Annotated in this window: 19 protein-coding genes; 12 read left to right on the top strand and 7 right to left on the bottom strand. The window is 61.7% G+C overall.

The annotated features are described in order from the left end of the window. Positions 1 to 50 precede the first annotated feature (50 nt). Genes ACP7AP_RS07845 through ACP7AP_RS07835 form a run of 3 tightly spaced genes read left to right on the top strand, consistent with a single transcriptional unit; the run spans position 51 to position 3,177 of the window. Positions 51 to 1,025: a type I glyceraldehyde-3-phosphate dehydrogenase gene (locus ACP7AP_RS07845; RefSeq protein ID WP_426033647.1), complete on the top strand. Its 975-nt coding sequence runs from the start codon at positions 51 to 53 to the stop codon at positions 1,023 to 1,025. Next, entirely contained in the window at positions 1,019 to 2,599 is a 1,581-nt protein-coding gene (locus ACP7AP_RS07840; RefSeq protein WP_426033646.1) for a N,N-dimethylformamidase beta subunit family domain-containing protein, read from the top strand. The genes ACP7AP_RS07845 and ACP7AP_RS07840 overlap by 7 nt, the downstream gene beginning before the upstream one ends. Then, positions 2,596 to 3,177, top strand: coding sequence for a histidine phosphatase family protein (locus tag ACP7AP_RS07835; RefSeq protein WP_426033645.1), 582 nt, complete (start codon positions 2,596 to 2,598; stop codon positions 3,175 to 3,177). Before ACP7AP_RS07840 ends, ACP7AP_RS07835 begins: the two co-directional genes overlap by 4 nt. A gap of 69 nt (positions 3,178 to 3,246) precedes the next feature. Here ACP7AP_RS07835 and ACP7AP_RS07830 read toward each other — a convergent pair whose 3' ends face one another. From ACP7AP_RS07830 to ACP7AP_RS07810, 5 genes are all read right to left on the bottom strand, one after another. Then, positions 3,247 to 4,260 carry a histone deacetylase family protein gene (locus ACP7AP_RS07830; RefSeq protein WP_426033644.1) on the bottom strand — a complete coding sequence of 338 codons (1,014 nt, stop codon included), beginning with the start codon at positions 4,258 to 4,260 and terminating at the stop codon, positions 3,247 to 3,249. Beyond that, positions 4,257 to 4,727: a GNAT family N-acetyltransferase gene (locus ACP7AP_RS07825; RefSeq protein ID WP_426033643.1), complete on the bottom strand. Its 471-nt coding sequence runs from the start codon at positions 4,725 to 4,727 to the stop codon at positions 4,257 to 4,259. The genes ACP7AP_RS07830 and ACP7AP_RS07825 overlap by 4 nt, the downstream gene beginning before the upstream one ends. Further along, complete coding sequence (locus ACP7AP_RS07820; RefSeq protein WP_426033642.1) at positions 4,724 to 5,650, bottom strand: 3-keto-5-aminohexanoate cleavage protein; 927 nt, start codon at positions 5,648 to 5,650, stop codon at positions 4,724 to 4,726. The genes ACP7AP_RS07825 and ACP7AP_RS07820 overlap by 4 nt, the downstream gene beginning before the upstream one ends. Before the next feature lie 90 nt (positions 5,651 to 5,740). Continuing rightward, positions 5,741 to 7,129, bottom strand: coding sequence for a PepSY-associated TM helix domain-containing protein (locus ACP7AP_RS07815; protein WP_426033641.1), 1,389 nt, complete (start codon positions 7,127 to 7,129; stop codon positions 5,741 to 5,743). A gap of 54 nt (positions 7,130 to 7,183) precedes the next feature. Next, positions 7,184 to 7,555, bottom strand: a complete 372-nt coding sequence (locus tag ACP7AP_RS07810; protein WP_426033640.1) for a hypothetical protein — start codon at positions 7,553 to 7,555, stop codon at positions 7,184 to 7,186. Between the two features lie 111 nt (positions 7,556 to 7,666). Here ACP7AP_RS07810 and ACP7AP_RS07805 point away from each other — a divergent pair, with 111 nt between their 5' ends. Continuing rightward, positions 7,667 to 8,590 (top strand): serine hydrolase, encoded by a 924-nt coding sequence (locus ACP7AP_RS07805; protein ID WP_426033639.1) that lies wholly within the window; start codon positions 7,667 to 7,669, stop codon positions 8,588 to 8,590. 89 nt (positions 8,591 to 8,679) lie between these two features. On the opposite strand, the gene ACP7AP_RS07800 is transcribed toward ACP7AP_RS07805, so the two are convergent. Next, complete coding sequence (locus tag ACP7AP_RS07800) at positions 8,680 to 9,711, bottom strand: dipeptidase (protein WP_426033638.1); 1,032 nt, start codon at positions 9,709 to 9,711, stop codon at positions 8,680 to 8,682. Between the two features lie 163 nt (positions 9,712 to 9,874). Here ACP7AP_RS07800 and ACP7AP_RS07795 point away from each other — a divergent pair, with 163 nt between their 5' ends. The 7 genes from ACP7AP_RS07795 to ACP7AP_RS07765 all read left to right on the top strand — a co-directional run bounded on the left by ACP7AP_RS07795 (position 9,875) and on the right by ACP7AP_RS07765 (position 17,081). Then, a complete protein-coding gene (locus ACP7AP_RS07795; RefSeq protein WP_426033637.1) occupies positions 9,875 to 11,485 on the top strand; it encodes an ABC transporter substrate-binding protein in 1,611 nt (536 codons plus the stop codon). Between the two features lie 38 nt (positions 11,486 to 11,523). After that, on the top strand, positions 11,524 to 12,582 hold the full coding sequence (locus ACP7AP_RS07790) for an ABC transporter permease (RefSeq protein ID WP_426033636.1): 1,059 nt from the start codon (positions 11,524 to 11,526) through the stop codon (positions 12,580 to 12,582). Continuing rightward, positions 12,579 to 13,484 (top strand): nickel transporter permease, encoded by a 906-nt coding sequence (nikC, locus tag ACP7AP_RS07785; RefSeq protein WP_426033635.1) that lies wholly within the window; start codon positions 12,579 to 12,581, stop codon positions 13,482 to 13,484. The genes ACP7AP_RS07790 and nikC overlap by 4 nt, the downstream gene beginning before the upstream one ends. Then, positions 13,481 to 14,311, top strand: coding sequence for an ABC transporter ATP-binding protein (locus ACP7AP_RS07780; protein ID WP_426033634.1), 831 nt, complete (start codon positions 13,481 to 13,483; stop codon positions 14,309 to 14,311). Before nikC ends, ACP7AP_RS07780 begins: the two co-directional genes overlap by 4 nt. Further along, positions 14,308 to 15,060 carry an ABC transporter ATP-binding protein gene (locus ACP7AP_RS07775; RefSeq protein WP_426033732.1) on the top strand — a complete coding sequence of 251 codons (753 nt, stop codon included), beginning with the start codon at positions 14,308 to 14,310 and terminating at the stop codon, positions 15,058 to 15,060. The genes ACP7AP_RS07780 and ACP7AP_RS07775 overlap by 4 nt, the downstream gene beginning before the upstream one ends. Positions 15,061 to 15,154: 94 nt before the next feature. Then, complete coding sequence (locus ACP7AP_RS07770) at positions 15,155 to 16,213, top strand: dipeptidase (protein WP_426033633.1); 1,059 nt, start codon at positions 15,155 to 15,157, stop codon at positions 16,211 to 16,213. 103 nt (positions 16,214 to 16,316) lie between these two features. Next, entirely contained in the window at positions 16,317 to 17,081 is a 765-nt protein-coding gene (locus tag ACP7AP_RS07765) for an SDR family NAD(P)-dependent oxidoreductase (RefSeq protein WP_426033632.1), read from the top strand. Between the two features lie 135 nt (positions 17,082 to 17,216). Here the strand turns inward: ACP7AP_RS07765 and ACP7AP_RS07760 are convergent, their stop codons facing one another. Beyond that, positions 17,217 to 18,155 carry a LysR substrate-binding domain-containing protein gene (locus ACP7AP_RS07760; protein ID WP_426033631.1) on the bottom strand — a complete coding sequence of 313 codons (939 nt, stop codon included), beginning with the start codon at positions 18,153 to 18,155 and terminating at the stop codon, positions 17,217 to 17,219. 111 nt (positions 18,156 to 18,266) lie between these two features. Here ACP7AP_RS07760 and ACP7AP_RS07755 point away from each other — a divergent pair, with 111 nt between their 5' ends. Beyond that, positions 18,267 to 19,502 carry a urate hydroxylase PuuD gene (locus ACP7AP_RS07755; RefSeq protein WP_426033630.1) on the top strand — a complete coding sequence of 412 codons (1,236 nt, stop codon included), beginning with the start codon at positions 18,267 to 18,269 and terminating at the stop codon, positions 19,500 to 19,502. The last annotated feature ends 6 nt before the right edge of the window (positions 19,503 to 19,508 follow it).

The following is a 19,508-nucleotide window of genomic DNA, read 5'->3' as shown; positions in this document are numbered from 1 at the left end:
CGCCCGAACCCGTGATCTGACTTGGCCCAATCGTCAGAAAGGGCAAGCCCATGAACCTGTTCATCAATGGCTTTGGTCGCATTGGCCGCTCGGTCTTGCGTGCAGCGCTGAAGGGGGCGGCTCCGGGTACAAAGATTGTCGGCATCAACGACATCGCTGCACCCGAGATGTGCGCCTATCTGTTTGAATTCGACTCGGTTTTTGGGCCTTGGCCGGGGCAAGTCAGCCTTGACGGCACCAGTTTGGTGATCGACGGCCTGTCGATCCCGCTGCATCGCACGCCCGATATTTCCAGCCTTGCGTTGAAGGGCGTTGATGTGGTGCTGGAATGTACGGGCCGTGCGGATGCCCGCGAAATGGCCACGCGCGGCCTGCGCGGCGGTGCCCGCAAAGTGCTGATCTCGGGGCCATCAAAAGCTGCTGACCTGACCGTGGTTTTGGGCGCGAATGAGGCGCAACTCGCTACCCAGCAGATCGTTTCCAATGCCTCTTGCACCACCAACGCTTTGGCTCCCTTGACCCGGTTGATCCATGAGAATTGGGGAGTAGTGACAGGCTCGATGACCACGATTCACTGCTATACCGGCAGTCAGCCCACGGTGGACGCGCCCGCCGCCGACTTTGCCCGTTCGCGTGCCGCCGCTTTGTCAATGGTGCCGACCACCACCTCAGCGCAGCGGCTGCTGGATCAGGTCTTGCCGCAGATCGCCGGCCGGATTGAAGGCTCGGCGGTCCGCGTGCCAACCGCTTCGGTGTCCGCCGTTGATCTGGCGGTGATGACCGAACGCGCGACAACGGTGGCCGAGGTCAATGCGGCGCTGACCGGGGCAGGCGGGGTGATCGGTTCAACCATGAAAGCGCTTGTCTCAACCGACCTGCGCGCCCGCCCCGAAAGCATCGTGATGGCTTTGCCAGAGACCCGCGTAACACGCGGCGGCATGCTGCGGGTGTTCGGTTGGTACGACAATGAATGGGGCTTTTCCAACCGGATGTTGGATATCGCCTCCCGGATGGCGCAATGCTGAAAGGCTTTTTCACCGCTGGACCAACCGATGACGGCGATGCGGTGACTGGGCATTATTACGAGACCGCCAGCGATGATCGTGCGCGCCCGCAGGTCTGGATATACAGCTCCGCCCTGTCCTACAGCCCCGGCGAGATCCTGATCCTACACGCGATGTCCAGCGCATCTGAGGCACAGCTGACCATCGCACGTGAAGGCCTGAACCCCGAAAGCGTGCTGAAAACCACGCTGAAAATCAGCTTCGCCACCACCCCGTTTGACGCATCCGAGAACGGCTGCCATTGGCCCAAAGCCCTGCGCCTGACCATCCCCGATGATTGGCAAAGCGGTGTCTATACCCTCACTGTCACCATTCCCGGCCATTCGTCGCAAGGCCTGTTTGTGCTTAAGCCCTTGATGCCGAGCGCAAAAACCCTGATGCTGCTGGCAACGGGTACGTGGTGCGCCTACAACGATTGGGGAGGCTCGAACCACTACCAAGGCCTGACCAGCCCCGCCAAAGGCGACTTCGCCCCGCATGTCAGCACCCAGCGACCGTGGGCTAAGGGCTTTGTCGCTTGGCCCAATGACGCCCCCCGCATCCCGCACGCCTCGCCGCTTTTGACCAAGCCGCGCTACCCGCATATGGACTACGCCCGCGCCAAAGGCATCTCGAAGAAATACGCCTCCTCCGGCTGGGCCGCGTTTGAGCGCCCGTTCGCCCACTGGTGCGAGGCGCAAAATATCGCCCTTGACTATACCACCCAACACGACCTGCAGCGCGACCCCGCTGCGCTGAACGGCTACGACCGCGTGCTGATCGTGGGCCATGACGAATACTGGGCATGGGAGATGCGCGACCATCTCGACGCATGGCTGGATCAAGGCGGCCGCCTCGCCCGCTTTGCCGGAAATTTCTTCTGGCAGATACGGCTCTCCGACGACCTCACCACCCAAACCTGTTTCAAAACCACGGCTGAGACCGCCGATCCCTTGGCCCAGACCAACCGCCTGACCAGCTACTGGGACCATCCCGCCATCAACCGCCCCGCCACTTCCAGCATGGGACTGACCGGATCGGCAGGCGTCTACGCCGGATGGAGCCGCTGTGCCGCCCACGGTTCGGGTGGTTTCGCAATCTACCGCCCCGAACATTGGGCGTTGAAAGGCTCTGGCCTCGGCTATGGCGACGTGCTGGGCGCGGCCTCAAAAATCTTCGGCTATGAGGTCGATGGCATCGACTACACCATGACCCACGGCCTGCCCTTCGCTGCCGAAAACGCGGGTCTGCAAGGCGCGCTTACGATCGTAGGCCTCTCTCCCGCCACCACGCTGTCGCACGCGACAGGCCCACAAGACCGCGACCTCTTCATCGGGACGGGCGACGCTGAAGACCTCGCTTTGCGGCTTTACGGTGGCCTCACCCCGGAAAACCTCGCCCGCGCCTCCCGTGGCAACGGCTGCATGGCTGAATATCGTCGGGGCAGCGGGGCGGTGTTCAACGCGGCCTCCTGTGAATGGGTGGCGGGCCTGATCGCCCGCGAACGACCCGTCGAGCAGGTTACCCGCAACATCCTGCTGGGCGATTGGGCATGATCTACCTCTGCCGCCACGGCCAGACCGAGTTTAACGCCATCGGCCGCCGCCAGGGGCAGGTTGACAGCAACCTCACCGCAATGGGGCAAGCGCAGGCCACTGCGATGGGCCGCCGCCTTGCCAGCCTGAACTTGGCCGATTTCCGCATCTTCGCCAGCCCGTTAGGCCGCGCGTACCACTCTGCCCGCCTGATCGCCGCCGAACTCGGTCACGCCCCGATCACCCTCGACCCCCGCCTGATGGAAATCGGCATGGGATCATGGGATGGCAAAACCGACCTTGAGATCGACACTGCCCACCCCGGCCTGCGCGCCTCTGTGGCACCCGAGGCGTGGTGGTTCCACTCCCCCGATGGCGAAACCTACGCGATCTTCGCCGCCCGATTGCAAGCCGCGCTGCACGACATCCAATCCGATCCCACCCCGGTTAAAATCATCGTCGCCCACGCTGTCGTCAGCCGGGTGATCCGGGCGCAATGGGCGGGCCTGTCCGAGGTTGACAGTCATAAACTCTCCGTCGCACAAGACGCGTTCTACGCACTCAGTGCAGACAATACGATCACCGAAATCCCAGCCTGACCCGCCGCTCTGCGCCCCTGTCAGGCCTTATCGCTATAGCAAGAAGCGCCCGTAAGGGAGCGTCGAGCGTTACCAGGCCCGCAACACCGCCTCCAGATTATCCCCCAACTCCGGGCATAAATACCCGCCCTCCTGCACGATCACCACAGGCAGCCCCATCGCCGCCACCGCCCGCCCAATCGCGGCAAAACCCGGCGTGGTCACCATCAGCCCGGCAAACGGATCGCCCTCGAACGCATCCAAGCCCAGCGCCAGCACCAATGTATCCGCGCCCCATGCCTGAACCTTTTCAATGCCCAGCGCCAGCGCGCCCAAGAACCCCGCATCCTCGGTGCCACGCGTCAAAGGCAGGTTCAGGTTGGCACCCACGCCATCCCCTTCGCCAAACTCGCCCTCATAGCCCCAAAAGAACGGATAAAACCGCTCTGGATGGGCGTGCAACGACACCGTCAGCACATCGCCGCGCGCGTAGAACATGCCTTGGGTGCCGTTGCCGTGGTGCAAATCCACATCCAAAATCGCCACCCGTCGCCCGGCATCGCGTAACCTTTGCGCCGCAATCCCCGAGTTGTTCAGATAGCAAAAGCCGCCTGCGAGTTCCGCAAAAGCATGATGCCCCGGCGGTCGACACAACGCGTAAGCCGACCGCTCGCCACCCAACACCAAATCCGCCGCATGCACCGCTGTTTGCGCCGAAGCGTAGGCGGCACCCCAAGTCTGCGCCGAAATCGAACACGAGGTATCGGTCATGTGAAATCCCGCCTGACCCACCGCTGACAGCGGATAGCCGTCCGAACGGCTGGCCGGATGCACGTTTGGGATCACCTCAGCCGAGGCGCCCTCAATCCGTTGCCACCGCTCATAAATCCCCTGCAAGAACGTCACATATCGCTGCGGATGCACCGCCAAAATCGGGGCCAATCCGGCATCCGGCGCCTGCACCACCGCACCCGCCATCCGCCGCACTGCGCCCAGCAAAGCATCTACCCGCGCGGGCTGCTCGGGGCAGGCTTTGCGCGCGCCGGAAGACAAGAAAAACTGCGGATCATGCGCCCGCTGCGCATCGTCAAACACTGTGATCATGGCTGCATCAGGGCCGTTAGGCCCTCTCCCTCAAGTATGAATGGGTCCGAGGCATCGCGCAAAGCAAAGCCCAAAGTTTGGTAAAATCCAACCGCCAGAACATTGCTGCGCTTCACCATCAACGCCATGAACGCCGGCTGCCAATCCTGCGCTTCGGCCAAAGCCGCCGCCAGCAAGCCCCGCCCCATCCCCTTGCCGCGCGCGGCGTGGCGCAGATACACATCCTGCACAAACAGCCCCATCGCGCCGCGCCAACTGGAATATTCCGGCAGGAACAGACAAAATCCCAGCGTCACGCCATGCTCCTCTGCCAGCACCACCCGAAACCGCGGCTCTGGCCCAAAGCCGTGCTGCAACAATCCCTCGGTGCCGCCGCCAATCACCCCGCCCTCTGCCTCAGCCATCTCTGAGAGCAGCGCATGGATCAATGCCACATCCGCCGCTACAGCCAAACGATAGCCGATCAAAACGCCACCTCTGCCACACCCTTCAGCCCCAGCATCGCCCGCGCCTCAGCGGCTGAGGCGACAACCCGCCCGAGCGCTTCCACGATGCCCCGGATCTGCCGCACCTGTTCGGCGTTGGACCGTGCCAGCACGCCTTTCGACAGGTAAAGATTATCTTCCAACCCCACCCGCACATGTCCGCCCATCGCCGCCGCCATCGCGGCCATCGGGATCTGATTGCGCCCCGCCGCCAGCACAGAAAACTGATAGCTGTCGCCGAACAGCCTATCCGCCGTGCGCTTCATCAGCATCAGCATATCGGGGTCCGCCGCCATGCCGCCCAGCACACCAAACACAAACTGGATGAACAGCGGGGCCTGCACAGCCCCGCGATCCACGAAATGCTTCAGCATATACAGGTGACTGACATCATAGCATTCAAACTCGAACCGCGCACCGCGTTGCGCGCCCATCTCGTTCAAAACAAACGCTATATCGCGCGGGGTGTTCTTGAACACCAGATCGTCTGATCCTTCCAAAAAAGGCTTTTCCCAGTCGTATTTCCACGCGGTGATCTTCGCCGCCATCGGATACAAAGCGAAATTCATCGACCCCATGTTCAAGCTGCACATCTCGGGCCGAAACTGCATCGGAGCCGCCAGCCGCTGCGCCAAGTTCATCACCGCCGACCCACCCGTGGTCATGTTCACCACGCCATCGCACCCCGCCTTGATCGCCTCTAGAAACCCCGCCCAATGCGCCGGATCGCTGGAGGGCCGCCCGGTTTCCGGCACCCGCGCGTGCAGGTGCAAAATCGCCGCCCCCGCCTCGGATGCCTCAATCGCCTGCGCTGCAATCTGCGCCGCCGTCACGGGCAGAAATTCCGACATCGACGGCGTGTGGATCGACCCGGTGATCGCACAGGAAATGATGATTTTTGACATGAAGACCCTCCGCAGCCGCTACCCTGCCACGAAGCCAACGCCTTTGCCAGAGCGTGGTCGCGGCAGGAAATCGCCGCCGCGACCGATGCGTCAACTGAACGCGCGCTTCACCTTGGGCAGGTTCTGCAACACCACAAAATCCACCAGCAGCACCGCTGCCAGCGTCAGCCCCAGCATTGGAAACGCCACCCCCAGCACCAAGGCTATCACCGCCACACCGCGCAATGGAACACCCGCAGGCATCGTGGGTGCTGCCAACCGCAGCACACCGATCGGGCGGCGTTTCCACCACATCACCACGCCGCTTGCGCAGACAAACACCACGACCCCGCAAAACGCGATGTTAAGCGCCACATTCCACAGCCCCAACTGCCCCTCGTGCAGCGCGATGCCCACCGCCATCGACTTCGCCGCCAATCCGTAATCGGCAAACCCCACGCTGGCCAAAATCTTGCCGGTGTATTGGTCGATATGCACGGTGCGGTCAGCGGTGGGATCAGGCCCGTCATAGCTGTTGGAATCTTGGCTCAAGGTCCAGACGCCGCCGTCATCGGCAGGTAAAGCCACCTGAAAGCGACCCTGAAAGCCAATCGTACGCCCCAGGGCCACAATGTTTTCCAAGCTAACCGGAACCCCCATCGCAAGCCCCGTCACACCGGCATCCGAGCCTGACGCAGGCATCGGTGTCTGCTCTAACCCCCAAGGTACAGTGTCATCGGCGGTCATGTTCATGTCCTTATGCCGCTTATCCGACAGCGGCACATTGTCCCATTTCGTCGCCGGAAATGTCGACCAAGCCTGCACATATTTCTCGCCCCAAATCCCCGCCCAAGACAGGCCCGAGATCAGGAAGAACACCAGCCCCAGCGAAATCCAGAACCCCAGCACGCCATGCAAAGATTTCCACCAAGCCCGCCCCTTGGCGCGTAAATCCGGCAGCAGAAGGCTGCGCAAACCTGCCGCATTGCGCGGCCAGACCAGATACAGTCCGGTGATCACCAGCAGCAACCCCAGCGAGGCTGCAATCTCCACCAGCCGATCGCCCAGATCGCCGATAAGCAGCGTGCCGTGGATGTCATTGGCCAAGGTGTACCATGTTGCGCCATTCTTGATGTCGCGCAGCACGGCCCCCGTGTAGGGGTCTACAGCGATCATCCGCTGGCTGTCTGCCAGATCGACGCGGAAAATTGCCGGGGTCGCCGCATCATGCGGCGCGATATATTGACCGATTTTACCCTCGGCATGGGTCGCTAGTGCAGCGCTGGCCTGATCGGTGATGCTCAGGGTTTGCGCCTGCGGCGCAACCACCAGACGCTCGCCATATTCCGGGGCGATGGCGGTGAACCAGACCATCACAATCCCGGTGACGGCCAGCATGATCAGAAAAGGGATCACATAAAGCCCGGCGTAAAAGTGCCAGCGCCAGACCGCGAAGTAGAGTTTGTTGACGCCCGAAGGCGCAGCAGAAGTGTCAGACATAAGGGATCATCCCAGAAAAAAGCCAAGGAAACGGGCAGAGCCCGCAGGTTGCGCTTAGATCAGGACAGTCGGCGGCCCCCGCGCAGGCGGCGCGCGCTGCATGTGGGTGCTGACATCTGCCAAGGCCACATCCGGCCAGACCACGGCGACAGGTTCCAGTTGCACCGAGGGCAGGGTGATGACCGGCGGCAGTTCCACCGCCGCGATGATCCGACAGACCGGGCAGGGGGCTTGATCTTTCCGGCCGTGGTCCGGCGTGCCGCCATCGTGGCACAGTTCCGGCAGGGTCCCGTCCGGCATCGCATACGCGCTTAAATCGACCGGATCGTGCAGCGCCATGCGGTGGCCAAAGCCCAACACAGCCAAGGCGACTGCCAAAAGCAGCACCAACACGTTTTGGGTAAACTGGCGGGCAAAGCGGATCATCCGTTGTGGCTAACCGATCACAGGCCCGAAGATCAAGCCATGCAAGCGCGTGTTTGCGGGCTTTCTTTCCGCCCCCCGCCGCCTAAGCTGCGGCAAAACAGGAGGTCGGCCATGTTCTTCACCGAAACCCCGGATTGGTCGGCGCTGGGGGCCAGCATCACCTCGGCGCTGATGCGCCTGCACGCAGCACAGGGGCTTGATCCTGAAAGCTTCGGCCTTGTTCTGATCACCCAAGGTACCGACGGCCCTGAAGGCTTTGCCCATCGCGGTGATAGTCTGGTCTATCCCTGCTCGCTGGTGAAAACTTTCCACCTGATCCACGCGCTTGCGCTGCTGGAAGACGCCCGCATCGCTCCGCATGGCGAGATGGATCGGGCCTTGCGCGACATGATCCGCTGGTCGTCGAATGGGGCTACCAACTACGCCATCGACCTGATCACCGGCACCACCGGTGACACCTTGTTGCATGGCGCGGAATATCTTGATTGGGTCAACAAGCGCGAACGGCTCAACCGCTTCTTCTGGGCGCTGGGCTGGGAGGAATGGCAGGGCTGCAGCATCGCGCAAAAGTTGATGGACGACACCCGTTACGGGCGCGAGGCGCAGTTTGCAGGGGCCGAGGGCGCGCATCTCAACCGCCTCACCCCCCTCGCCGCCGCACGGCTGCTGTGGGAGTTGTTCGACGGCACCCTGCCGCTGTCGCCGCCGTCAAAAGCCCGCGCGCAAGCGATCTTGCGGCGCGACAAAGCCAGCGCCGACGCTGCAAACCCGGCCTATCAACTGACGGAATATCTCGGTGGCGATCTGCCGGAGGACGTTCAAATCTGGTCAAAGGCCGGGCATAACCTGTGGACCGGCGATGCCAAAACCTCTTGGTTCAAGCACGACATGGCGCGGTTGCAAGCCGAAGGCCGCAAACCATTGATCGTTGTGCTGACGACCCAAGGGCAAGGCATGGCACAGACCCATCCGCAGGCTTTCCCGGAAATCGGGCGGTTGATCTGGCAGATGACCGAGAACATCACGCACGTCTGACCTTGCAGAGGGGGCCAGCCCCCTCACCCCCGGGATATTTGAGCAGAGAGGATGACCAAAGCGCAGTCGTGTTCTCGGCAGTCTTGGCTTCAGCCGATCACCCGTGCCAACAAACCCTGCCAGTTGCCCCAGCACAGCTTCTCGGTCAGAGCCGCGCCGCAATGCGCCTCCATTGCCGCCGTCAGCTTTGGCAAGCCACTGGCATCGCTGATGAAATCCGGGATCATCGTGCCGTCGAAATCCGACCCCAAAGCCACGCCGTCTTCGCCCAGATGCGCCAGCAGGTGGTCAAGGTGACGCAACATATCCTCGGGTCCTGTGCTCGGGTTCTTGACCCCGTCTTGCCGGATGAAGCCGCAGCCGTAGTTCAACCCCACCAATCCCCCGCTGGCCTTGATTGCCGTAAGCTGTTTGTCGGTCAGGTTGCGGGTCGAAGCCGTCACCGCATGGGCGTTGGAATGGGTGGCGACCAACGGTTTGTGAGACACCCGCGCCACATCCCAAAACCCGGCCTCATTCAGATGCGACAGGTCCAGCAGCACTCCCAAGGCGTCACATTCCTGCACCAACCGCAGCCCCGCCTCGGTCAGCCCCGGCCCGGTATCCGGGCTGGCAGGGCAGTTAAACGGCACGCCATGGCCGAAAATGTTCGGGCGGCTCCACACCGGACCAAGGCTGCGCAGGCCTGCCGCGTAGAAAACATGCAAAGCGTCCAGATTTGCGGCAATCCCCTCAACGCCTTCAATATGTAGGATCGCCGCAATCGCTCCTGCGGCCCGGGCGCTGGCGATCTCGGCCACCGAGCGGCACAGCCGGATCGCATCTGGCCGCGCGCGCTGCATCCGCAGCAAAATCGCAATCTGCTCCAGCGTCTGCCGCTCTGCCCGCGCGGCATCAATCGCCGGAAATTCCCGATACGTTGCCATCGGATCAGGCCCGGTTCCCGGCTCTCCGCCCACCCAAACTGCGAAAAACCCGCCCGCAAAGCCGCCTGCACGGCATTTCGCCAGATCAAGGTCGCCATCGCGTCCGTCAAAAAATGCCTCACCCGAGAAGGATTTTTCTGCCCACAGGCAGGAGAGCAGATCATTGTGCCCGTCGAAGATTGAAAAGTCTGACATTTTACCCATCTGCCCGTGAAACTGCCCGCACTGTCCAGTTTCACGCCGCAAGCCGCTGTTGACAAGCCCGTATGAAAGTTGCCCAATCGGTCAGGAAACACCCCAAGGCTCAAAGAGACTCGGGACGGCAATGAAAAAACGATGATAAAACAGGGAGTTTGTCATGCTACTTGAACCGACGCTGCGCCGCGTGGGCGCTGTTGCGATTGCGGCTTTGATGCTGGGCACCGCCCCCGCTGCCCTTATGGCCGAAACCCCAGCCGATACGCTGGTGCTGGCGGGGGCCATCGACGATATCGTGTCGCTGGACCCGCATGAGGCCTATGAGTTCTCCGGCCTCGACGTGGTCAACAACACCTATGACGGTCTGGTTGAAATCAACCCAACCACGCTGCAAACCGAACCCGGTCTGGCTGAAAGCTGGTCGGTGGCCGAAGATGGCCTGACCTATACGTTCAAGATGAAGGCTGGCGTGACCTTCTCATCCGGCAATCCGGTAACCGCAGAAGCTGCCGCCTATTCGCTGCAACGCGCGGTCAAGCTGAACAAAACCCCGGCGTTTATCCTGAACCAGTTCGGGTGGACGGCAGAAACCGTCGATGCGATGATCACTGGCGCGGGCGATACGCTGACCATCAAGGTTGATAAACCCTACGCGCCGACTTTCCTCTATAACTGCTTGACTGCGGGTGTGGCCTCTATCGTCGATGCTGATGTTGTCAAGGCCAACGAAGTCGTCACCGATGGCGTCTCGGACCTTGGCAATGAATATCTGAAAACCCATTCGGCAGGCTCGGGCGCTTACACGCTCAAATCCTTCAAGCCGAACGAAGGCTATGTGCTGGAGATGCGCCCCGGCTACTGGCGCGGCGATGCCAAGATGGCCAAGGTCTTCATGACCCATGTGCCAGAAGCCGCGACCGAGCGGTTGCAGCTTGAAAAAGGTGATATCGACGTTGCCCGCACCCTGACCCCAGTGGATGTCGCGGGCATGGCTGGCAATGCGGATGTGGTGATCCAAGAAGACGTTGGCGGTCAGATCTATTATCTGTCGTTCAACCAGAAGAACGAAAACTACAAGAACGCCAAGTTCCTTGACGCGATGCGCTGGGCGGTGGATTACCAAGGCATGGCCGACACCTTCATGAAGGGCGCGGCTGTGGTGCATGAAAACTTCCTGCCGTCGGGCTATCTCGGCGCTCTGGATGACAATCCCTATTCCTTGGATATCGAGAAAGCCAAGGCGCTGATCGCGGAATCCGGTATCAAAGACCCGGTGATCAAGTTGTCAGTCCGCAACGCCGCTGACCGGATGGATGTGGCGCAGTCGATCCAGAACACCTTCGGCCAAGCCGGCATCAAGGTTGATCTTTCGGTCGGCGAAGGCGCCGAGCAGTTGAAAGAATACCGTGCCCGCCAGCACGATGGCACGCTGCAAACCTGGGGGCCGGATTATCCCGATCCGAACACCAACTCGTCGACCTTCGCCGAGAACCCCGACAACTCGGATGCCGCCAACAACACCGGCTACTTGGCTTGGCGCAACGCTTACGATCCGGGTGAGATGACAGCGGAATCGAAAGCCGCCGTGTTGGAGCAAGACCCAGCCAAACGCGTTGAAATGTACGCCGCTTTGCAGAAGAAATTCCGCGAAACCGCACCATTCATCGTGATGTTCCAGCAAGCCCGCCAGACCGGCGTGCGCGCCAACGTCAAGGGCTTCTACACCGGTGGCGCGGTTGACTCGACCGCGTATTGGCTTGTGACCAAGTAAGGCACGGGGCGGCCCTGCAAGGGGCCGCCCGTTTTTTTATGACCAGCACCCCCGCTCCGCCTTCGCGCCTGATTCCGTTGTTTCGCCAAATCGGCGGCACGGTTGTCACGCTGTTTGTCACCTTTCTTGGCCTGTTGATGGTGACGTTTTTCATCTCCAATGTGATCCCGGTCGATCCGGTGCTGTCGATCCTCGGCGAGCGCGCCACCGAAGCGCAGATGGAAGAAGCGCGTGAGCGTCTGGGCCTGAACGAACCTTTGTGGAAGCAGTTCGGCATCTATGTCAGCAACACCCTGCAAGGCGATCTCGGCACCTCGATCCGCACCCGCGAGCCTGTGCTGGAGGAAGTCAGCCAACGCTTCCCCGCCACCTTGGAACTTGCCACCCTCGCCACCATTCTGGGCGTCCTGCTCGGCGTCCCCGCTGGCGTCATCGCCGCCACCAAACCCGGCAGCTTTTTCGACCAATCCACCCGCCTGATCGGCCTGATGGGCTATTCGATGCCCGTTTTTTGGCTTGGCCTGATGGGGCTATTGTTATTTTACGGCCAACTCGGCTGGGTCGGCGGGCCGGGGCGGCTGGATGCAGGCTACCAAATGTCGCTCGACTTTGAACTCACCCAATACACCGGCATGATCCTCTTGGACACCGCGCTGAACAACCGGTGGGACATGTTCGCCAATGCGTTTTCCCACATCATCCTGCCCGCCGGGATTCTCGCCTATATCTCAATGGCTTATATCAGCAGAATGACCCGCAGCTTTATGATAAATGAACTTGGCCAGGAATACATCACCACCGCCCGCGTCAAAGGCATGCCAGAGCGCCGGGTGATCTGGGTCCACGCGCTGAAAAACGTCATGGTGCCGCTGATCACCGTGATCGCGCTCAGCTACGCCTACCTCTTGGAAGGTGCGGTGCTGACCGAAACCATCTTCGCCTGGCCGGGCCTAGGTTCGTATATCACCGACGCCCTGATGGTCGCCGACATGCCCGCGGTTCTGGGCGGCACCGTCGTCGTCGGCATCGCCTATATCGGCCTTAACATGCTGTCAGACCTGCTCTACCGCCTCGTCGATCCGAGGGCACGGGTATGAGCACACTCACCACATGGCTGCGCGACCCCAACCCCGCCTCGCGGATGCAATCCCGCCTCGGCCAGTCTTACCTGAGCTGGCTGCGCCTGCGCCGCAACCCCCTCGCGATGATCGGCCTCTTGATCACCGCCATCCTGATCTTCATCGCGATCTTCGCCCCCATCCTCGCCCCGCATGACCCGATAACGCAAGAACTATCCCGCCGCCTGCTGCCCCCCGGCACCCCCGGCAATATCTTAGGGACCGATGATTTCGGCCGCGATATCCTCAGCCGCATCCTCTACGGCTCCCGCATCACCCTCTACATCGTGCTGCTGGTGATCCTGACCGCCCCGGTGGTAGGGTTAGTTATCGGCACCGTCGCAGGCTATTTCGGCGGCTGGGTCGATACCATCCTGATGCGCATCACCGACATTTTCCTCGCCTTCCCGAAACTGATCCTCGCGCTGGCCTTGGTCGCCGTCCTCGGCCCCGGCATGGAAAACGCCGTCCTCGCCATTGCCCTCACAAGCTGGCCCCCCTACGCTCGCGTCTCCCGCGCCGAAACCCTCACCGTCCGCAACTCCGACTACATCGCCGCTGTCAAACTGCAAGGTGCCGGGCCCATCCGCATCATCTGGGGCCATGTCATCCCAATGTGCCTGCCCTCGGTGATCATCCGCGTCACCCTAGATATGGCAGGCGTCATCCTGACCGCCGCAGGCCTCGGCTTCCTCGGGCTTGGCGTGCAGCCCCCCCTGCCAGAATGGGGCCTGATGATCTCGGCAGGGCGCAAATTCCTGTTCGAGCAATGGTGGGTCGCCACCATGCCCGGCCTCGCCATCTTCATCGTCAGCCTTGGCTTCAACCTACTGGGTGATGGCCTCCGCGATGTTCTCGATCCGAAAAGCGCCAGCAAATGAGCCTCCTAACTGTCAAAAACCTCCGCGTCACCTTTGACACCGAAGCAGGCCGGGTCGAAGCCGTGCGCGGTGTGTCGTTCGAGCTAAACCGTGAACGCCTCGGCATCGTGGGTGAATCCGGCTCCGGAAAAACCATGACAGGCCGCTCCGTCCTGCGCCTGATCCGCCCACCGGGCAAGATCGAGGCCGACGAGATGACCTTCGACGGCATCGACCTGCTCAAAGCCTCGGAAACCCAGATGCGCGCCCTCCGTGGCCCCCGCATCGCCATGGTGATGCAAGACCCTAAATATTCCCTTAACCCGGTGATGAAAGTAGGCAGCCAACTGACCGAAGGCCTGCGCCAACGCGACAAAGTCTCCAAATCCGAGGCCTATGCAAAAGCCATCGACGCCCTCAACGCCGTGCAAATCCGCGACCCCGAACGGGTGATGGAAGCCTATCCGCACGAACTTTCCGGCGGCATGGGCCAGCGCGTGATGATCGCGATGATGCTGATCCCCAACCCCGACCTGCTGATCGCCGATGAGCCGACCTCCGCCCTAGATGTCACCGTGCAAGCCGAAGTCCTCTCCATCCTCGACAACCTGGTGAAAACCCGCGGCATGGGCCTGATCTTCATCAGCCACGACCTCCGCCTCGTCGCCCGCTTCTGCGACCGCGTGCTGGTGATGTATAAAGGCAAAGTCGTCGAAGAACTTGCAGCGAAAGACCTGATGCACGCCAAACACCCCTACACCCAAGGCCTCTTGAACTGCCTGCCCCGCATCGGCGGCTCGCGCGAACCCCTGCCAAGCCTGGACCGCGACGCAAGTTGGGCGCTATAATGCTCATCGAGATAGAAAACCTCTCCGTCACCTTCTCCGCCCAAGGCCGCCAAGTCCGCGCGGTGGAAAACGTGTCCCTCAATGTCAAAGCCCAGGAATCCTTCGGCCTCGTCGGCGAAAGTGGCTCCGGCAAATCCACCATCCTGCGCGCGATCTGCGGCCTCGCCCCAATCTCTGGCGGCAGCATAAAAATCAACGGCCAACCGATCACCCACAACCGCGCCTTCTCGCGCAAAGTGCAAATGGTGTTCCAAGACCCCTACGCCAGCCTGCACCCCCGCCACACCATCGACCGCACCCTATCCGAGCCCCTCGCCATCCACGGCCTGCCCCTCACCGACCAAGCCGTCACCAAGGCCCTCACCGACGTGGGCCTGCCGCCCAACTTCCGCTTCCGCTACCCGCACCAACTATCGGGTGGCCAACGCCAACGCGTCGCCATCGCCCGTGCCCTGATGCTGCAACCGGAAATCCTGCTGCTCGACGAGCCAACCTCCGCCCTCGACGCCTCCGTCCAAGCCGAAACCCTCAACCTGCTCAGTCGCCTCCGCCAAGAACGCGGCCTCACCTTCCTGATGGTCTCTCACGACCTCGCCGTGATTGACCACATGTGCGACCGCATCCTTGTGATGCAGCATGGCAAAGCGGTGGAAGAACTGACCCGCGACGCCCTCGCCACCGCCCAAATGCAAACCCCCTACGCCCGCAGCCTGTTCGCCGCTTCCGCTGACCGGATGCTCGAAGGCTAGCTCATCCCCAAGCCAATTTTCACATTGGCTCAAATATCCCGGGGTCTGGGGCAACGCCCCAGCTGCTTGCCCAAAATACAAAGGCTTCCAAAAAATGTTCCCCACCTTCGACGGCCACAACGACCTGCTGCTGCGCCTGCACAATCACCCCGAAAACCGCGAAGCGATCTGGCTCACCGGTGAAGGCAAAGGCCACCTCGACCTGCCCCGGATGCAAAAGGGTGGCTTCAAGGCTGGTTTCTTCGCTATCTACATTCCCTCGCCCGAGGCCCACGACGCCCCCGACTACATGGCGCAGATGGAAAACCCGCCGTTCTCCCTCCCCCCCGGCACCCTGATCACCGAGCCCGAGGCTCTGCCCGTCGCCATGTCGATGGCGCGCCAAATGCTGTGGATGGAGCGTGCCTCAAAAGGCCAATTCAAACTCTGCACCACCACCGCGCAAATCCGCGATTGCCTCGCCTCAAACACCATCGCCGGCATCCTGCACATGGAGGGCGCAGAAGCCATCGACGCAAACCTCGATAACCTCTACGCCTTCCATGCCTTGGGTCTGCGCTCGCTCGGCCCGGTCTGGTCCCGCCCCACCATCTTCGGCCACGGCGTCCCCTTCGCTTTCCCCTCCGGCCCAGACACCGGCGAAGGCCTCACCGACGCCGGAAAACGCCTGATCCGCGCCTGTAACGATCTGAAAATCATGATCGACCTCTCCCACATCAACGAAGCTGGCTTCAACGACGTAGCCCGCCTGACGGACGCCCCCCTCGTCGCCACCCATTCTAACGCCCACGCCATCACGCCTTCGAGCCGCAACCTCACCGACCGCCAACTCCAGATGATCCGCGACAGCGGCGGTATGGTCGGCCTCAACTTCGCCACCTCCTTCCTGCGCCGCGATGGCAAACAGTCGGGCGACATGGGATGGGAAGATGTCCTCGCGCACCTCGACCACCTGCTCGCCCACCTCGGCGAAGACCATCTCGGCCTAGGCTCCGACTTCGATGGCGCAACCCTGCCCAACGGCATTGGCGATGTGACGGGTCTTCCTGCCCTGCAACAAGCCATGCTTGATCATGGCTATGGCGAAGCCCTGCTGCAAAAACTCTGTTACGACAACTGGCTGGCTCTGTTGGATCGGACTTGGGCAGCTTAACTGCCTGTGCAAATTGCCCTTTCTGAAATACTCCCGCCGGAGGCTCTTTTCTTAACAAGGGCACTCCGGCATGGTGCATGAAATCCGGCTTAAAGGTCAAATCATGCCCAAACTCGCCCTCGTCACCGCAGGCCCCTCCGCCATCGGCCACGCCCTCGTGACCGCGCTTGCGGGTGCTGGCTATGACGTAGCATTCACCCACCTCAACCAAACCGAAGCCGCCCAAACCCTGATCACCGCCGTTGAAGCCGCAGGTCAACGCGCCCGCGCATGGGAATGTGACGCGGGGGACGCGGCCCAAACCGCCCGCTTCCACGCCGAGGCCGCCGAGTGGGCGAAAGTCCCCCCAAGCGTTATGGTCAACAACGCAGGCATCCAAACCTGGTCCTCCCTGCTCGACCTCGACCCAAAGGATTGGGACCGCACCATCGCCACCAACCTGCGCGGCACCTTCCTCAACACCCAAGCCGCCGCGCGCGCCATGATCGCCGCCCGCCAACCCGGCGCTATCATCACCCTCGGCTCTGGCTGCAACAAACTCGCTTTCCCGAAACTGGTCGATTACACCACCTCGAAAGGCGGCATCGAGCAGTTCACCAAAGTCGCCGCTGTTGAACTCGGCCCCCACAACATCCGCGTCAACTGCATTGCCCCCGGAGCCATCGCCACCGCCCGTACCGCAGCCGAGGCTCCCGATTACGACGCCACCTGGGCCCGCGTCACACCCCTGCGCCGAGTCGGCACCCCGCAAGATCTAACAGGCCCGCTGCTGTTCCTGATCTCCGAAGCCGCTGCCTTTGTCACAGGCCAAACCCTCTGGGTCGACGGCGGAGCCTTCAGCCAAGCCAATTGGCCCTATGAAACCTAACGCCTAAATTCACCTAGAATTTGCTTTCAGACTGGCCCAAATACTCCCGACGGAGGCGCACGTCTCAACCAGAGCCCCCCTCCATCGCTCCGCGCTGACTTCGCGAAGCCTAAATCAAACCGTGTAGGGCGGGGTTCACCCCGCGATTGCTACCGAACGCCCCTCAATCGCCCCGCGCACCGCGTCCCGCACATGCGCCGCCATGAAATCGGTGAACAACTTCACCTTCGGGTCCTTCAACCGGCGATGCTGCGACAGACTGGAAAGCTGCGTCGGCAATGGCGGCGTCGCCACAGCCACCGGCACCAGCGCGCCCGAGCGCAAATGATCCGCCACCTCAAACACCGGCTTCATCACGATGCCGCGCCCATCCAAAGCCCAGCCGGTCAACACATCGCCATCATCGCTCTCAAACGGCCCGGTGATCTCATAGCGCCGCACGCCGTCGGGGGTCTGCAACGCCCATTGAAATTCCTTCGCCCCCGGAAACCGCAGGTTCAGGCACTCGTGCTTATCGCCCACCAAAGCCGCGCCATCCAACGGCATCCCCCGCCGCGCGATATAGGCCGGGGCGGCACAGAGCACCCGCGGGCAATCGGCGATCAACCGCACCTTCAGCGTCGAATCCTCCAGAATCCCCAGATGAAACGCCACATCCAGCCCTTCGGCGGTCACATCAATGATCCGGTCCGACAGCCGCAACCGCACATCAATCTGCGGATAAATATCTTTGAAAACAGGCACATGCGGTGCGATAAACCGCCGCCCCACCCCAAGCGGAGCCGACACAAAGATCGTCCCGCGCGGGTTCTGCGTCACATCCATCACCGCCGCTTCAGCCTCGTCGATGGCTTCCAAGACCTTCTTCGCGCCCTCAAAGAAAATCCGCCCGTTCTCGGTCGGCTGCAAACTGCGCGTGGTGCGCGAAAACAGCCTTACCCCCAAATGCTTTTCCAATTCCGAAATCCGCGCAGAGGCGACAGCAGGCGAGGTGCGCTGATCGCGCGCCGCCGCCGACATGCTTCCCAACTCATACACCCGCACAAACATCTTGATCGTGTTGACATAGGACATTTTCGCGCCGATCTTGAAAGTATTCCCCGGTTTTTCAGGATTAACAGATCAATGCCCGCCAGTATAGCTTAGTGAAAACGCCAATAGCTGAGCACAAACAGGAGACTGCGGATGTATGACTGGGTTGTGCTGTGGGAATGGGTCGAACTTGCCGTGCGCTGGCTGCATGTCACCACCGCGATGGCGTGGATCGGCTCATCCTTCTACTTCATCGCCCTCGACCTCGGCCTGCGCAAAACCCCCAGCCTGCCACCGCTCGCGCATGGCGAAGAATGGCAAGTCCACGGCGGCGGCTTCTACCACATCCAGAAATACCTCGTCGCCCCCGAACTGCTGCCCGAACACCTCACCTGGTTCAAATGGGAAAGCTACAGCACATGGCTCTCCGGTTTCGCCATGCTGTTTCTGGTCTATTACCTTGGTGCCAATCTCTACCTGATCGACCCCGCGATAGCCGACCTCAGCCAAACCCAAGCCATCGCCATATCGCTTGCCTCCCTCGCCTTCGGCTGGATCGCCTACGATCTGATCTGCAAAAGCCGCTTTGGCGACGACAACACCCGCCTGATGATCGGCCTCTACATCATCCTCGTCGGCATGGCCTGGGGCTACACGCAAGTCTTTTCCGGCCGCGCGGCCCTGCTGCATCTCGGAGCCTTCACCGCCACCATCATGTCGGCCAACGTGTTCATGATCATCATGCCCAACCAGCGCATCGTGGTCGCAGACCTGAAAGCCGGCCGCACCCCCGACCCAAAATACGGCAAGATCGCCAAACAGCGCAGCACCCACAACAACTACCTGACACTCCCGGTATTGTTCCTGATGCTGTCCAACCACTACCCCTTGGTGTTCGCCACAGAATACAACTGGATGATAGCCTCCCTCGTGTTCCTGATGGGCGTCACCATCCGCCACTGGTTCAACACCAAACACGCACGCCGCGGCAACCCGCACTGGACATGGTTCGCGACCGCCGTGATCTTCCTGATCATCGCATGGCTATCCACCGCGCCGATGCGCCACCGCCCCGAAGAAGCCGCGCTAAACCCCGAAGCCCTAACCTACGCCAGCGCTCAAGGCTTCGACGATGTCGTCTACATCATCCAAGGCCGCTGCTCAATGTGCCACGCCGCCGAGCCCACCTACGAGGGCATCTACTGGCCCCCGAAAGGCGTCGTCTTGGAGACCCCCGCCCAAATCGCAGCGGAAGCCAAACGTATCTACCTGCAAGCCGGTCTCACCCACGCCATGCCGCCCGCCAACCTCAGCTACATGGAAGACCCCGAGCGCGACACCATCCGCCGCTGGTTCCAATCCGCAGGGCAGGGCGGCCAAAGCAGCTGACACGCA

This window comes from Cypionkella sp. TWP1-2-1b2 (assembly GCF_049896245.1).
In the GTDB taxonomy this organism is placed as follows: Bacteria; Pseudomonadota; Alphaproteobacteria; order Rhodobacterales; family Rhodobacteraceae; genus Cypionkella.
This window is presented reverse-complemented; position numbering and strand designations above follow the sequence as displayed.